Source organism: Candidatus Zixiibacteriota bacterium (assembly GCA_018820315.1).
Classification (GTDB): Bacteria; Zixibacteria; MSB-5A5; order JAABVY01; family JAHJOQ01; genus JAHJOQ01.
Window position 1 is genome coordinate 1 of sequence record JAHJOQ010000129.1, and the last position, 15,585, is coordinate 15,585.

Sequence of the window (15,585 nt, forward strand, 5' to 3'; positions counted from 1 at the left end):
CGTCTCTGCTGGATCACAGCGAGACATTGACGCAGGAAGCGTCCCTTCTTCAAATGTGAATCCAGTTAGCATGAGCAGCGAGGAAGCGAGGCCAGTGATTGAATTCTTGGCCGGCTTCTATGAGAAGATACGCAATTTGAAGATAAAACCTGGTAATAGGAGGCTCTAGAAATGGCAAAGAGCAAGAAGATAATCGGGATCGACCTCGGGACGACAAACTCGTGTGTCTCCGTCATGGAGGGCAACGATCCGGTTGTTATCCAGAACAGCGAAGGCGCGCGCACGACGCCCTCTGTTGTCGCGTTCACGAACAAAGGCGAGCGTCTTGTCGGGCAGATCGCCAAGCGTCAGGCTGTGACTAATCCGAAGAATACTGTTTTTTCGGCTAAGCGATTTATGGGACGGAAACTTTCCGAAGTTACCGAAGAGATCAAGAATTATCCGTTCAAGGTGACGGGCAATAATGGTGAGGTCAAGATCGACATCGACGGCAAGCAGTATGCGGTGCCGGAGATTTCCGCAATGGTTCTTCAGAAGATGAAACAAACCGCTGAAGACTATCTCGGTGAGACCGTAACGGAAGCTGTCATCACTGTCCCGGCCTATTTCAACGATTCGCAGAGGCAGGCGACGAAAGATGCCGGCAGGATTGCCGGATTGAATGTACAGCGAATCATCAACGAGCCGACCGCAGCATCGCTGGCGTACGGCCTCGACAAGGAGAAAGACGGCAAGATCGCTGTGTATGACCTTGGTGGCGGCACGTTCGACATATCGATCCTCGAGATCGGCGACGGTGTTTTCGAGGTGCTTTCGACCAATGGCGACACGCATCTTGGCGGTGATGATTTCGACAAGAGGATTATTGACTGGCTCGTCGACGAGTTCAGGAAAGAGCAGGGAATTGATCTCTCGAAAGACCCGATGGCATTGCAGCGTCTAAAAGAGGCTGCTGAAAAGGCGAAGATAGAGCTTTCGACAACCGTTGAGACGAGTATCAATCTGCCTTTCGTGACGGCAGACCAGAACGGTCCCAAGCATCTGAATCTAACGCTTACGCGCGCTAAATATGAGCAGATGGTTGACGATCTGATCGAACGGGCCATCAAACCCTGCTCGCACGCGCTCAAAGATGCCGGGCTGAAGGTATCCGATATCAAAGAAGTTGTACTTGTCGGTGGCATGACTCGCATGCCGAAGGTTGTGGAGTCGGTGAAGGAGTTCTTTGGCAGAGAGCCGCATAAGGGTGTGAATCCTGATGAAGTCGTTGCAATCGGTGCAGCAATTCAGGGCGGTGTGCTGACCGGCGACGTCAAAGATGTGGTGCTTCTCGACGTCACTCCGCTATCGCTTGGGATCGAAACCCTGGGCGGTGTCGCAACGAGACTGATCGAACGCAATACCACTATCCCGACGAAAAAGTCTGAGATATTCTCGACCGCTGCTGATAGTCAGACAACTGTTGAGATTCATGTGCTTCAAGGTGAAAGAGAGATGGCGATCGATAACAAGACTATCGGACGGTTCCACCTTGACGGAATAGCTCCGGCTCCGCGTGGAATACCTCAAATCGAGGTCGCTTTTGACATCGATGCCAATGGCATCCTGAATGTCTCTGCGAAAGACCAGGCTACGGGCAAGGAGCAGAAGATTCGCATCGAAGCCTCATCCGGGTTGACCGAGAAGGATGTCGATAAAATGGTCAATGACGCCAAGCAGCACGAGGGTGAAGATAAGAAGCGCCGTGCCGAGGTCGATACGAGAAACAGAGCAGATCAACTGGTATTTGAAACCGAGAAGAACCTTGGCAATTTCAAAGATAATCTCGATCCTGATGCGAAGGCTAAGATCGAAGCTGCTGTAGGCCGCGTCAAGGAAGCTCTTAAGGGCTCGAACACCGATGAGATCAAGTCTGCATCGGAAGACCTGCAGAAGGTGTGGCATGAGGCTTCCTCGGCGATGTATCAGAAGGCAAGCGAGCAGCAGGCCTCACAACCGGGAGCCGGACCGAGCTCTTCTGAAGATGAAAGCAAGACCGTCGATGCCGATTTCGAAGTGGTGAACGACTGATAGCTCCGCGCGCGGCGGATCCTTCGGGACTCAGGAGGCCTGTCCATATCTGCTGCACACAGATGCCAGCGCTGTCAGGAACCCTTTCCTGACAGCTCAGCCTATCGGGGATTCGGGCAGGAAGGGTCCCTGCCCGCGCAGATTGGTTGGGGTAGAGGTCCGTGCAGATGAAGGAACAGATTTCACGGCGATTCACTTGACGCCGCGAGTTGATTCGCTAACTTGAGGGCGGGAGAATCGCAATGACTGACGAATTCAGAGACTACTTCAAAATTCTCGGAGTCTCTCCGAATGCCGACACTGCAGCCATCAATGATGCTTATCGCAGAAGGGCGAAAGAGGTTCATCCCGATCGCAGCGGAGGCAATGGTGGACACGAGAAGTTCGCCGAGTTGCAGGATGCATACGAGACGCTTATTGATGAGCCTCGGAACGAGCAGTACCGGCATCGATACAGAAGTTACATTGGATCGAAGAGCGTGGTCCTGTTTGAGAGATCGGTGCGTGATTTGTTCGACGATGCTCTAGAGTATGTCAAGGGATTGACCGGAATCAGAAAGAAGGACCTGTTCGATCTGGTGATCGACAAGCGGTTCACAGATTTCGACAAGTGCACAAACCTCGATGTACCGCTCGTTATGGAGTGCAAGAGCTGTAGGGGATTTGGAGCGATTGCCTGGCTGAAATGCGAGAAATGCGGAGGTGACGGTTCGACGACCTCTTACAGAGAAGTCGAACTCGAAGTACCAAAGAACACTCCCGATGGTACACTGTTGAGAAGGGACCTATCGGAGCAGATAGTATACATCACGATTGGATATAGGTGAGAGATGCCAAAGGACTACTATGAGATACTCGGAGTCGCTGAGAATGTATCGGATGATGAACTCAAGAAGACTTATCGAAAGCTCGCAAAGAAATATCATCCAGATGTCAACCAGGGCAACAAAGCAGCCGAGGAGAAATTCAAGGGCATTTCCGAGGCCTATGATGTATTGTCTGATCCCAAAAAGCGTGAGCAATACGATCAGATGAGGAGATTCGGAGCCGGCGGTTTTGGAGGAGGCGGATTTCCAGGAGGATTCGGTCAATTCAGCCAGGGGCGTGGTGGTTTCAATTTCAATTCTGAAGACCTCGGCGGCCTCGGGTCGATGGGTGACATATTCTCGGCGCTTTTTGGCGACAGAATGAGCTTCGGCCGCAAGCAGAGATCACGGCAGCCGGCAGGACCGCGAAAGGGAAATGACCTTGCGCTTACACTGAATATCTCATTTGCCGAGATGGTCGAGGGCGTCACGAAGACCGTCAAGCTGAAGCATGAAGTCAATTGTGATACATGCGGTGGCACCGGTGCCGATCCGAGCAAGGGGAAGACTGTTTGCCCGCAGTGCGGAGGTACCGGCATGGTGTCGCAGTCACAAGGTGCGTTTTCTGTCACAAGACCCTGTCCGACATGTCTTGGACGCGGCGAGTACATTTCAACTCCCTGTTCAGCATGCGGCGGCAGCGGGCGGAAGCCTGCAGCGCAGACTGTCAAGATCAAGATTCCGGCGGGTATCGAGTCGGGATCGAAACTGAGGCTCAAGAAGCTTGGCCAGCCCGGACCATCGGGTGGTCCAAGCGGCGATTTGATCGTCACGGTAAGGGTCAAAGCTGACAGCTTTTTCAAAAGGGTGGGCAATGACATAGTCTGCGAAGTGCCTGTTAAATTGGAGCATGCAGTTAAGGGTACCAAAATAAAAGTCAGGACCCTGCGCGGACGGGCGGCTGTAAGAGTACCTCCGATGACGGTCGATGGTAGGAAATTCAGTTTGAAAGGGATAGGGATATCGTCAGGCGGGAGAACCGGCAATCAGTATGTTGTTGTCAAGATCAGGATTCCTGAGAAGCCGACTGCTGAGGAGCAGGAGATGATCGACAAGCTTAAGACTGCTGAACACGCCGAAGTCTGATCGACATTGAGATCGCCACGTCGCGTCGCTTCTCGCGATGATGACATGTCGATCTTGCGTGAAACGTGCTGTGTAAACAGCGATCAGAGATCGCGGCCACTCGACCCTGGGGCATCGCGCCGTCAGGAATCCCTTCCTTACGGAAATCCACTTTTCTCTTGCAGCACAAGCCATTCCATACCATATTGAGTATGGAAATGATCCATCAACAAAGGGTAATAACATGACCAATATCGAAGTCCTGATTGATCGTCAAATCAAGAAATGGGAGCTGGAGAAGAAAGCGAGAGAGGAGCAGGCTGCTCCGAAATCGAAGGAGGTCCTGCCGATCATCACGGTCTCGCGAGAACGCGGATCAAGCGGCAGCTTTTTGGCGCGACGGCTTGCTGAAGAGTTCGATTTCCAGCTCGCGCACCGACAGGTGATCGATATCATCTGCTCGAATTCCGGCTTTCGCAGGAGAGTAGTAGAGGCGCTCGATGAGAAGACGAAATCGCAGATCGAATCATGGGTCGAGGGACTTATGCACGATCACTATGTCGATTCATCTGACTATTTCAAGCATCTTCATCACACTATTATCGCGCTTGCCCGCCACGGCGGGCTTGTGGTTATAGGGCGTGGTGCGAATTTCGTGCTGACTCTCCAGACCGGTTTTCATATCAGAGTTGTTGCGCCGGAACGCCGTCGCGTTGAGAGAATAATGGAATTCGCAAATGTCGACAAAAAGGCTGCGCAAGAGGCAGTTGCGAAATCCGATGAAGAACGGGCGGAGTTCATCAAGAACGGATTCGGCTATGACATCAACGATCCGCACTACTATGATCTGGTCATCAATACAGGATTCATAGATATCGAAGATGCAGTCAAGATAGCGATCAAAGCCATCGGCGCAAAATTCGAGAAGCTGCGGCGGGAGTAGACCGTCTGTGGGGCACCCGGCTCAGATTCGTAAATACTATGATGCAATCGGGAGTGTGCGTTATGCACATTAGCACCCGCTTCTTCGGAAAGAACGGGCAGGTGGTTTTGCTCGGCTTGCTGATTGGCATCGTTATGGCCGGCTGCCGGACCGCCCAGTGGACCGAGTTCAATCCGGACAAGCGCGGTCAACCGATCACAATGTTTGACCGCTACGTAGTCGAATTCCAAGGCTTCGCATACGCCACAGATGGACCACAATTGTACATCAATGTGTCCTTCATTGGAGAGGCTGTGGATACGAGCTGTGTTGATACAATACCAGTGTTCGTCATAGACAGTGTATGTTTTCATGGGACCTGTTTGGACAGTTCGTACTGTGGTCGTCCACTTGACTGGCGAGAGCTCAATGAACGGTGGAGAGAAGACTACCCACAATTCGAAGGACATTACCATGGAACCCCCATCCGTCAGTGGGATCTCTGGTACGAGGAGGGGAAGCTTACCCCTACCAGCTACCGTCTGCTTACCTCAGCTACTCCGCCGTTCCCGACGATTTGTATAGACACTGCTGTGTCTGTTGAAATACGGGCGCGACTTCTCGATCCGGCCACCGGAGATGAAATAGCGCGAGAGGCAAAGACTTTGAGTTTCAAGTTCACGCCTCGTAAGGCACGTGTTTTCATGAGTGATATCTCTAATCAAACACTGCCGATTCAAGGGTTGCGTGGCCGCGATCTGCGATCGCGGTTTACAGGGAAGGTGTCAGGATCTCCTCACTTCGTTCGGACCTGCTCATCGCTCTGCTCGATCAGGCAGGGATCCTGACCTGCAACCAAAGAATGATTGACTGATCGTCGGTTCTTGTGTAAACTACAGCCACTCGGCAAGCGATGACATGCGTCTATCATAGCGAGATTAGATGAAGCAACCTCAAGATACTCCTGTACTGACTGTCTCTCAGATCACTCGCAAGATCAAGAATCTGCTTGAAGGCGAGTTTGTCGATGTCTGGGTGAGTGGCGAGATATCGAACTATCTGCGGCATTCATCGGGGCACCACTATTTCACGATCAAAGACGACAAAGCCGAGATGCCATGCACGCTCTGGCGCGGGACAGCAGCCGGAATCAAGCTGCAACTCCGAGATGGATTGAAAGTGATACTCTACGGCGATGTAAATGTTTACGAGCTGCGCGGACGGTATCAACTCAATGTCAAATGGATTGTCGAGGAAGGAATCGGCCAGCTTGAGGTGAAACTCAGGGAACTGAAAGAGCGTCTCCAGAAAGAAGGGCTCTTTGACGAACGATACAAGAAGCCGATCCCGGTATTCCCAAGATCTGTAGGAATCATCACATCTCCGACGGGGGCGGCGGTACGCGACATGATCAGTGTCATCCGCCGCAGGATGCCATCCTGCAGGATCATACTTTGTCCGGTCGCTGTGCAAGGCCCTGGCGCCGAGAACGAAATCGCGAATGGAATTCGATTATTTAACAGATACGGCGAAGTAGATCTGTTAATTGTCGGTCGGGGAGGGGGCTCGCTCGAAGACCTCTGGGCGTTCAACGAAGAAGTCGTCGCGCGGGCGATATTCGAATCGGAAATCCCAATCATTTCTGCTGTAGGTCATGAGATCGATTTCACCATTTCAGACTTCGTGGCCGATCTCCGTGCGCCGACACCTTCCGCTGCGGCTGAATTAGCCGTGCCTGACTCTCGGGAAATCGCCGGTCGGATAGCCGGGCTTGGCGATCAACTACACATGGCGATCCTAAAAACGCTCGATTCGATGCGGCACAGGCTGAAATCTGCTGGTACAAGCTATCTTCTTCGTAGACCGGAGGAACTCCTGCGAGGCCCGGCGCAGACCGTTGATGAGCTCTACTCGAGGCTTGTCAAGGCAGCTAATCTGAAGATCGAGAGATATCAGAATCGTCTGAAAATTGCAGATGAGAAGCTTGCAGCTCTTTCTCCCAGAGAAGTCCTCAGGAGAGGCTACGCTGTCTGCAGAACGGTTCCTGACATGGGAGTTGTCCGCAGCATCGATCAGGTGAAGATCGGCGGCGAAATCCGAGTGGAACTTGCCGAGGGAGCGATTCTCGGAGAGGTGCGGAAGACCGCGAAGGAGTAGATTCTTCTTGTAAATTTGCTGTAAAACCCTTTTTTGCGGAATGGATCATGGTAGAATCTGAAGTGAAAAATAAAGAGTCATTCGAAGAGACCCTGCAGAAGCTTGAAAAGAGCGTCGCGAGTCTGGAGTCGGGAGAGGTGCCACTTGAGGAGGCATTGAAGCTCTTCGAGGAGGGGATACGTCTTTCGCGCGATCTGGCCAGGAAGCTATCGGATGCTGAGAAGAAGGTCAAGAAGCTCACCGAGTCCGGCAGTGGTGGATTCAGCCTCGAAGATCTCGATGGGGAAGAGGATGGCGACTGAACATCCTCCAAAGACAGCTTCCGATTGCCGCGCAGTCATCGAGGACCTGACCGAGAGAGTGAACGAGTTCCTGGCGACCGTCATCCCCGAAGATGGCAGCATACCTGCCACTCTGGTCTCTGCGATGCAATACAGCCTCAATGCAGGCGGCAAGAGGCTTCGCCCGATCCTTGCGCTGCTGTCCTATCGGTCATTCGGGAATTCCCCTGCCGACATATTGGAACCAGCCTGCGCGCTGGAGCTGATTCATACATATTCGTTGATCCATGACGATCTCCCCTGTATGGATGATGATGATTTCAGGCGAGGCAGGCCGACGTTGCACAAGCAGTACGGCGATGCGATTGCCGTGCTTGCCGGTGACGCTCTGCATGCGCTCGCATTTCAATTTCTCGCAGAGACGCGGAATCCGAGAGCGGTGCTTGAGGTCTCCAAAGCTATCGGCATTTCCGGGATGCTTGCGGGGCAGGTAGCCGATGTCGAGGCCGAGGGCAAGGATATCTCACGCGAACAGATAGAATATATCCATCGCAACAAGACAGCCGCCCTGATCGAAGTGGCGCTGAAATTGGGTGCAATTCTTGCGGATGGAGATGAGAGGAGTATTTCCATGTTCTCCTCGTACGGTTCCAAAATCGGTCTTGCATTTCAAATAGTCGATGATATTCTCGATGTAACTGGTTCTCAGGAGAAGCTTGGAAAGGACATCGGTTCAGACGAGAAGAACGCGAAGGCGACATATCCCCGAGTCGTGGGCCTTCAGGCATCACGGGATATTGCCTCACAACTGATTGCGGATGCTGTCAGTGAAGTGAAGGTGCTGGGGAACGAAAGCGCGATCTTCGAGTATGTTGCCGAATTCATTTTGAAGCGTGATTCCTGAGCCTCATCACCAAGAGTCATGGGTGGTCAGAGTGGTGCCTGTGCCGAAAAAGTTCTTCAAAATCAAACCAAATTGATTATCTTCAGCGGAGAGAAATCAATGGCAGCATGCTGCACATAAGGTGAGTATCTCAGATGAGTCCGATTATCAAAAGACTTGGAGTAATCGCGAACCTGCAGAGACCGGGTGCTGAAGCTGTCCTGCTCAGGCTCACTCAGTGGTGCCGGAAACACAATGTACCGGTGGCCCTCTGCGATGAAATGTCGACTTCCGCTACCGACTCCGATGTCGTGGTGCCGCGCGACCAGCTCGCTGCGACCTCCGATGCGATTCTCTCGATGGGCGGGGATGGTACCCTGCTGGCAACAGCCCGCCTGCTGGGTGATTCCGGTGTACCTATACTCGGAATCAACATCGGAAGCCTCGGATTCCTGACTGACCAGACACCGAATGACCTCGAGACTACACTTAAGCGCTTGATCGAAGACGACTACGAGATTCAGGAACGAATGGTTCTCACAGCAGGAATAGCAGATGCTGATGAAGAGGAAGAGGAAGAGTACTACGCGCTCAATGACGTAGTCGTTGGTCGAAACGACATCCGCATGATAAATATGGCTCTATATTCAAACGGAGACTACATTTGCTCCTATGCGGCTGATGGATTGATATTGGCGACGCCAACCGGTTCAACAGCATATTCACTGGCGGCTGGCGGACCTATCCTCAATCCCGAAATGGATGCTATAATCGCGACACCTATTGCGCCGCACTCTCTTGCGTCTCGGCCTCTTGTTTTCGATGCCGGAGAGGTGCTGACTCTCGAGATAACATCCCATACCGATGTCGCAGTGATGACTATTGACGGCCAAGTATCCAGACGGCTCATGAAGGGTGATCGGGTTCGGGTCAGGAAAGCCCATTACTACACCAGACTTGTGCGTTTTCGGGAAAATTCATTCTACCATGTCCTTCGGTCCAAGTTGCACTGGGGGGTTCTTCCAAGTCGCGATTCCTCCAGTAGTGACTGAACAAACTCTCGATTCAGTCGTTTTCTTATACGGATGACTCACTCTGCCGTGTCTATGTGTTTATTGGGTTGACAGATACCGGCATAAGCAGTTTCTTTGTCATGGAGGGTATCCCTCGCCGCCGTAACGCATGGAGGGATTTCATTATGAGAACATTTATGATTGCTGTGGTGACGGTGGTGGGTTTGTCCATCGGTACGACCACAGCAGATGGTGCGGATACCTTCGACCGCATAATCGTAAAGCTTGAAGCTGAATCCAGTAGCGCCGACCGAACCCCCTACACTGATGCTATTCAGGACCTGTCGAATAGAAGGCTAATCAAAGAGGAGACCGCTCTATTCATCGAGAGTGCGGCGAAACAATCTCGTAACAGATCAGCCATTGCTGAGTTTCCGCATAAGTTATACAGAGTGATCGTATTGGAAGACGCCGAAGATCTCGAAACAACACTACAGCAATTGAACAGCACGCCGGGCGTTATATACGCCGAGCCTGATTATCCGATTGAGCTGTTCGAGATACCGAATGATCCTTATTTAACCAGACAGTGGGGCTTGCGCAACACGGGGCAGGCTTATCTTGGAATTGACAGAATCGATGGACCAAACAATGACGTTCTCGTGCTGAAGCAGGGTGCTTCGGGCTCAGATATTCACGTTGAGGCGGAGTGGAACTCGAACGATCCGACGGTCAGACCGTTGATCGTCATAATCGACACGGGGCTGGATACCGGCCATCCAGATATAGCTGACAATCTCTGGACCAACCCGGGAGAGATTCCCGGCAACGGTTTAGATGACGATCACAATGGGTTCGTGGATGATGTTCTGGGATGGGATTTCTCCGGTGACGAGACGGCTATAGGAGAGATCATTGTCGGTGATAATGACGTGTCGGATAGTGTGGGGCATGGTACACATTGCTCGGGGATAATCGGCGCTACCTCGAATAACGGCCTCGGTGTTACCGGTGTGTGTCAGGATGCACAGGTCGTCGGTCTTAAGATCTTTCCGAATGCGCTGATGAGTATCGCATCGCTGGCTGTTATTTATGCTGTTGAGATAGGCGGGGATGTAATCAATATGAGCTGGGGAAGCCCATATAGTTCGAGGACGCTTCTTGAAGCTCTGCGGTACGCGAGATCGAACGGCGTGCTTCCGGTGGCGGCATCGGGTAATTTCGGTGATGATAGAATCTTGTTCCCTGCATCCCTTGATGTGGTTCTGACAGTCGGAGCATGCAATTCCAACGACGAAGTGACTTTCTTCTCGTCGATCGGCAACTCGTTAGATGTCGTTGCTCCTGGCCGCGATGTTCTTTCTCTTCGCGCGGCGGGCACCGACATGTACGCGCAGAACGGCGAGCCGGAGATTCGCATAATCGATTATTATTATTATCTGGCGGACGGTACGAGCATGGCTGCGCCTCATGTCTGTGGGGTTGCCGGGGTTTTGCTGGCACACTCGCCTGGGCTTACGCCTGACGAGCTGCAGGACATTACCACAACGAGCGCGGACGACTACATTTTTCCTTACGGCAACACCGATACGTCGTTTTACGGATGGGATCGATATTCGGGCCATGGGCGAGTGAATTTGGAGGCGGCGCTCTCCCTGCTTGATGGCACGATGGCCAAAATCAGTTCACCATACAGTGGTCAGATGGTTACTGCCGATGTTGACATTGTTGGGTATGCATTCTCTGCATCGGGCGGCGACTATATAATCGAGCTGAGCGAGACTCGTGATCAGAATGGCTGGGAACAGATTGCCTCCGGCACTGCGAATGTCACTGGTGGCTATCTCGGAACGCTACCCGTATCAGGCCGAACCGGTGATTACACTCTTAGACTTACTGTCGATGGAACTGCAACGTCTTCCAGACGGCTAACGTTGGCACCGGAAAGATTGTTCACCGTCAATTCGCCGCAGTCGGGCGAGACGGTGTTGTGGTTTCTGACGGTGCGCGGCTCCGTTCTGGATCCGGAGTTTGAATCGTATAGAGTTGAGCTTAAGTCAATCGAGCCGTCCAGCAACTGGGATGAGATCTACTCATCGACTAGAGTTGTAGTGGATTCACTACTCTGCGAGGCGTCGCTGGGACGCTTCATATCTGGCGATTATACCTTGCGCGTCACTCTGGTCACATCATCCGGCGAGTTCGGCGAGGACATTCCGATTACTATCCAGGACAAGCTGATGGGCGCATTTCCTCAGCATGGTCCGCTCAATGGAACTCTTCATTACGCTCCAACATTGTGCGATGTTGACGGCGATGATACGTCGGAAGTGATAGTCTCTACTTCTGAGGGAATCGCGGTCTTTAGAGCGGACGGGACACCTTTCTGCTGCGGCTGGCCAAATCTCTATGGTGTTGACTGCTATGGTGCGCCGTCAGCTTACGATATAGACGGCGATGGTCTGAGTGAGATTGCTGTCTGTAGCGAATTTGGCCTGAATCTCTTCGATGCCTGGGGTGCCAAGATGGACAGCTTTCCGAAGGAGATACCGAGCGCGCTGCTGGCAAACAGTTTTTCTACACCACTACTGGCGGACATAGATACGGACGGTCAGCATGAAATCCTCTGGATTTCCGATGATGGTGAAGTGTACGCCTATCGACCGAACGGCATGTCGTATTTCGCAAGCCTCGACGGCTGGTTTGCGAGCACTCAGGCGGGCTACTTCTTCGGTTCGATTGTGCCGTTTGTTTTCAGTACTGATCTCGAGAATGATGGGGAGATTGAGGTTATTGCGAGTTTCTCTTCCGCGAGACATGGTGGTGGACTGTATGTCTGGCAAGCAAAGAACGGTCAGCCAAGAGGGGGCCATACTGAGGCGCTGATTGCCTCGTTGGGGAAACTCCGCGGTGGATGCATTGCGGATTTCAATAACGACGGCGAGTATGAAATCGGAGTAGTCGGCCGCACCCAGGTAGAAGACACAGTTTACGCGGCTATTCTGGATGGTGACGGCAATTACCTGCCGGGCTGGCCTGTGTATCTCAACGATCGACTCAATTTTCTCGTGAATTATCCGGCTGCAGGGGACGTGGACGATGACGGCTATCCCGACCTGGTCTTCACGATATCCTCTGCATTCAATGATGGTGAGATATATGTTCTACGTTACGACGGGACACCGTACCGGCCAAACCTGTCGGAGGATGGAAGCTGGTTTGCGACTCTGTCTGGCGCGCTTGGGTGCCCGGTTCTGGGCGACGTCTCTGGAGACGGAGATGTTGACGTAGTTGTCAGGGCTGGCTCTGTCTTTCCCGGTAGCGCATACGAGCGGATATTTGCGCTGGACAATGACGGTCAGATACTCAGTGGTTGGCCCATTTACACGTTTGCCGGTTTGATAGCGACCTCGACCATTCATACGCCGATTCTTGCGGATGTTGATAATGACGATATGCTCGATTTGATATGTACATCCGATGATGGTCAGGTATATGTATGGAAGCTTGAGACACCTTACGATCCGGAACTTATCCCGTGGGGGCAGTATTTACATGATAGCCGAAGATCGGGTATCCTGCCACGCGACACTCTGATTACTGCGGCTGATTTTCCTGCTCCCGAACAGTTGCCCGGGGAATTCACTCTGGGACAAAATTACCCGAACCCATTTAATTCCGGTACTCGGATAGACTTCGAGATTGAATCAACCAGTGACGTGACTATTGAGATATTCAATGTTCTCGGTCAGAAAGTGCGGACCTTGCTCGACGAGTCGCTCAAGTTCGGTAAACACTTTGTCAATTGGGACGGCATGGACGACAGGAACAGCGAAGTAGCTTCCGGTGTGTACTTCTACCGCATGAAAGCAGGCTCACATGTTGAGCTCCGCAAGATGGTGAAACTCGAGTAGCAAATATGCGAATGCCCAAACCCCTTCTGCTGCCGCTCGCCGCATTGATCGTGCTGCCCCTCCTGCTGGCATCCGCTGATGCACGCGAGGTCGAAACCTTTTCGCCGAATCTGAGAGTATCACTCGAATCGGACTTTCTGTGGCGGTCAGTGCGGGATGTTCAGTATCAAAATGGTTTGATATATCTGTTGATGGTCAACGGCCTTCAGATTTACGATGGGGGAGTCGATTTCATAGCACCCCAGCTTGTGTCTCAATTGAGCCTGGATTATCCCTACGTAAACATGATAGTCGGAGGGAACAATGCGGACTTACTGACAAGAGATGGCCTGCTTACAATTGCAGATATCTCTCATTCGGATATGCCGCTCAAGTTAGGGAGCGTGAGGCTGGCAGACACCGTTTTCGACTATGTTTCATCTGAGGTTGCCGGTTATGCTGCCTGTGGATTCGAGGGAATTTATGTTGTCAACCGCAGTGACCCGTCCGACCTGGACATTTCCGCAATGCTCACGGAGGGTGTCCACTTGACATCCGTGGCACTCGTCGGAGATTTTCTATACGCAGGTGATGATTATAATGGCATTCTGATCTACAGTCTGGAAGATCCGCTTAAGCCGTATCTGTTCGATGTCATCTTCTATCCCAAGCCGGTGCGAGACATAGCATTTGACGATGAACGATTCTATATTGCGTATGGCGATTCGGGCGTGATATCCTACGACGTGGGTCTACCCGGGCAACTACTCCGTGGGCGCGAATATCGGACCGAGTCGGCTGCTATTGGCGTCAGTGTGGTCGGAAATCTGCTCTTTGCCGATGATCTGATGGGGGATTTCTACGTGTTCAATCTCGAATCTGACGAGCCGAGGTTCGTTGTTGATGACAGAGATGTGCCAGGCCGCTTCGACTTCCGCCGAAGGAACGATCGTGATTACCTTTTTCTTACTGATAAGATTGGCGGGTTTGACATAATATCGATCGACGAGGGTGCTGAACCGAATCAGGTTTGGCAGTATCCGGGTGCGGACCTCATATCGAGCGTTGCGCTCATTGATAGCTTCGCTGCAATTGCAGGCGCCGACGATGATCTGTCTATCTGGCGTGCCGGAACCGGAACATACCCACAGTTCTTCACCTTCGTGAATTCATCTACCCGGTATTCTTTTGTCACAGGACTTGGATCGGTGCTATTCGTCGCAGAGAACAGTCTTCCAGCGAACAGCTTTATCCATTTGGTGTATTCCGATGAGCCATGTTGCGAGTTTGGCATCAGGAAAAGCCTGCTGGCTGTTTCTGATATTCTCGATATCAAAGCCGAACCGGGTGATAGCGGCACAATAGAGCTGACTGCGTTCGGCCCAAGCGGTGTTACTGTCATAACACTCGGGCTGCCGGGTGATCCGCCAGCTGACAACTACTTCGTGATCGAAGCAACGTTCTCGCCCTCAAGAACCCCGCTCACTGCAGGTGAGAGACACGATGGTTATCTATATACGGCTTCCACCAAGGGAGGAGGCGGTCAGATATTTGATGTGACTTCGCCATCGAGCCACCTGGAGCCGCCGCTCGTTGGATCATTCGATGTGGATGGCAGGGCCTACTGCATTGAGGTCGTAGATTCGATTTGTTATGTTGGCAGTTCCCGGGGGCTGGATATTCGCTCGATGAGCGGTTTCCTCGTCGGAGCGAGACTGGAGATGGTTTTTCCGGAGTATGACGTCTTTGATCTGGAGTTCGACTGGGATGACAGCCTGATGTTTGCCGCGCTTGGTGAAGACGGCGTCGGTGTATTCGATGTCTCGGATATTGGTGCTCCGGACATTCTGACACGCCTCTCGACACCCGGATTCGCTGAGGTTATCGATGTGTCGGGTGGGAGGCTGGTGGTGTCCGACAGATACTCGGTGCTGGTGTTCGACTATATCCTCGATAAATCATCGAATCAACCAATTCTGCCATCGAATTACGCACTGTCTCAAAACTACCCGAATCCATTCAACAATGTCACGCACATTGAATTCTCTATCGGAGGAGATGCTGCATCCAGACCTGTAGAACTCAGAATTTTCAATGCTCTCGGTCAGGCTGTGACCACTCTCGTCGAGGGCGATCTGCAGCCCGGCGTGCATCACTTCACGTGGAATGGCAGAGATTCTTACGGCGAAGAGGTTGCCACCGGTGTCTACTTCTATCGCCTTACTGTCGATGATGCCCGCTCGGCCAAGAAAATGGTGCTGCTGAAGTAAAGCCCGATCGCGCATCAGATCTGCGGATGGACTTCAGGCTGGCATCTCCTCGGAACTCACTCTTCCAAATAACGTATGAGACAATGGGCAATTGTGCTGGCTCAACCGGAGAACAATGACCTTGACACCATGTATCCAATTTCATAAGTTTCGTATGAATCCAAG

11 protein-coding genes are annotated in these 15,585 nt (G+C 52.2%); all 11 read left to right on the plus strand.

Annotation, left to right across the window (positions count from 1 at the left end):
• Positions 1-171 precede the first annotated feature (171 nt).
• The 11 genes from dnaK to KKH67_12760 all read left to right on the plus strand — a co-directional run bounded on the left by dnaK (position 172) and on the right by KKH67_12760 (position 15,420).
• Complete coding sequence (gene dnaK, locus KKH67_12710) at positions 172-2,070, plus strand: molecular chaperone DnaK (protein MBU1320041.1); 1,899 nt, start codon at positions 172-174, stop codon at positions 2,068-2,070.
• A gap of 242 nt (positions 2,071-2,312) precedes the next feature.
• Positions 2,313-2,897, plus strand: coding sequence for a DnaJ domain-containing protein (locus KKH67_12715; protein MBU1320042.1), 585 nt, complete (start codon positions 2,313-2,315; stop codon positions 2,895-2,897).
• Positions 2,898-2,900: 3 nt separating this feature from the next.
• The gene (dnaJ, locus tag KKH67_12720) at positions 2,901-4,022 is read left to right on the plus strand and encodes a molecular chaperone DnaJ (protein MBU1320043.1); all 1,122 of its coding nucleotides are present in this window, start codon (positions 2,901-2,903) and stop codon (positions 4,020-4,022) included.
• A 223-nt stretch (positions 4,023-4,245) separates the two neighbouring features.
• Positions 4,246-4,944, plus strand: a complete 699-nt coding sequence (locus KKH67_12725) for a cytidylate kinase-like family protein (protein ID MBU1320044.1) — start codon at positions 4,246-4,248, stop codon at positions 4,942-4,944.
• Between the two features lie 62 nt (positions 4,945-5,006).
• Positions 5,007-5,771 carry a hypothetical protein gene (locus KKH67_12730; GenBank protein ID MBU1320045.1) on the plus strand — a complete coding sequence of 255 codons (765 nt, stop codon included), beginning with the start codon at positions 5,007-5,009 and terminating at the stop codon, positions 5,769-5,771.
• A gap of 94 nt (positions 5,772-5,865) precedes the next feature.
• Entirely contained in the window at positions 5,866-7,080 is a 1,215-nt protein-coding gene (locus tag KKH67_12735) for an exodeoxyribonuclease VII large subunit (protein MBU1320046.1), read from the plus strand.
• A gap of 47 nt (positions 7,081-7,127) precedes the next feature.
• A complete protein-coding gene (locus KKH67_12740; protein MBU1320047.1) occupies positions 7,128-7,382 on the plus strand; it encodes an exodeoxyribonuclease VII small subunit in 255 nt (84 codons plus the stop codon).
• Positions 7,360-8,265, plus strand: coding sequence for a polyprenyl synthetase family protein (locus tag KKH67_12745; GenBank protein ID MBU1320048.1), 906 nt, complete (start codon positions 7,360-7,362; stop codon positions 8,263-8,265). The genes KKH67_12740 and KKH67_12745 overlap by 23 nt, the downstream gene beginning before the upstream one ends.
• Positions 8,266-8,399: 134 nt before the next feature.
• On the plus strand, positions 8,400-9,296 hold the full coding sequence (locus KKH67_12750) for an NAD(+)/NADH kinase (GenBank protein ID MBU1320049.1): 897 nt from the start codon (positions 8,400-8,402) through the stop codon (positions 9,294-9,296).
• Between the two features lie 146 nt (positions 9,297-9,442).
• Positions 9,443-13,171, plus strand: coding sequence for a S8 family serine peptidase (locus KKH67_12755; GenBank protein MBU1320050.1), 3,729 nt, complete (start codon positions 9,443-9,445; stop codon positions 13,169-13,171).
• A gap of 11 nt (positions 13,172-13,182) precedes the next feature.
• The gene (locus KKH67_12760) at positions 13,183-15,420 is read left to right on the plus strand and encodes a T9SS type A sorting domain-containing protein (protein ID MBU1320051.1); all 2,238 of its coding nucleotides are present in this window, start codon (positions 13,183-13,185) and stop codon (positions 15,418-15,420) included.
• Positions 15,421-15,585 lie beyond the last annotated feature (165 nt).

Bases quoted from the DNA above. Each gene is read 5' to 3' on its own strand.
- KKH67_12715 (MBU1320042.1), top strand. From the start codon at position 2,313: ATGACTGACGAATTCAGAGACTACTTCAAAATTCTCGGAGTCTCTCCG.
- KKH67_12760 (MBU1320051.1), top strand. From the start codon at position 13,183: ATGCCCAAACCCCTTCTGCTGCCGCTCGCCGCATTGATCGTGCTGCCC.
- KKH67_12730 (MBU1320045.1), top strand. From the start codon at position 5,007: ATGCACATTAGCACCCGCTTCTTCGGAAAGAACGGGCAGGTGGTTTTG.
- KKH67_12725 (MBU1320044.1), top strand. From the start codon at position 4,246: ATGACCAATATCGAAGTCCTGATTGATCGTCAAATCAAGAAATGGGAG.
- KKH67_12755 (MBU1320050.1), top strand. From the start codon at position 9,443: ATGAGAACATTTATGATTGCTGTGGTGACGGTGGTGGGTTTGTCCATC.
- KKH67_12740 (MBU1320047.1), top strand. From the start codon at position 7,128: ATGGTAGAATCTGAAGTGAAAAATAAAGAGTCATTCGAAGAGACCCTG.
- KKH67_12735 (MBU1320046.1), top strand. From the start codon at position 5,866: ATGAAGCAACCTCAAGATACTCCTGTACTGACTGTCTCTCAGATCACT.
- KKH67_12750 (MBU1320049.1), top strand. From the start codon at position 8,400: ATGAGTCCGATTATCAAAAGACTTGGAGTAATCGCGAACCTGCAGAGA.
- dnaJ (MBU1320043.1), top strand. From the start codon at position 2,901: ATGCCAAAGGACTACTATGAGATACTCGGAGTCGCTGAGAATGTATCG.
- dnaK (MBU1320041.1), top strand. From the start codon at position 172: ATGGCAAAGAGCAAGAAGATAATCGGGATCGACCTCGGGACGACAAAC.
- KKH67_12745 (MBU1320048.1), top strand. From the start codon at position 7,360: ATGGGGAAGAGGATGGCGACTGAACATCCTCCAAAGACAGCTTCCGAT.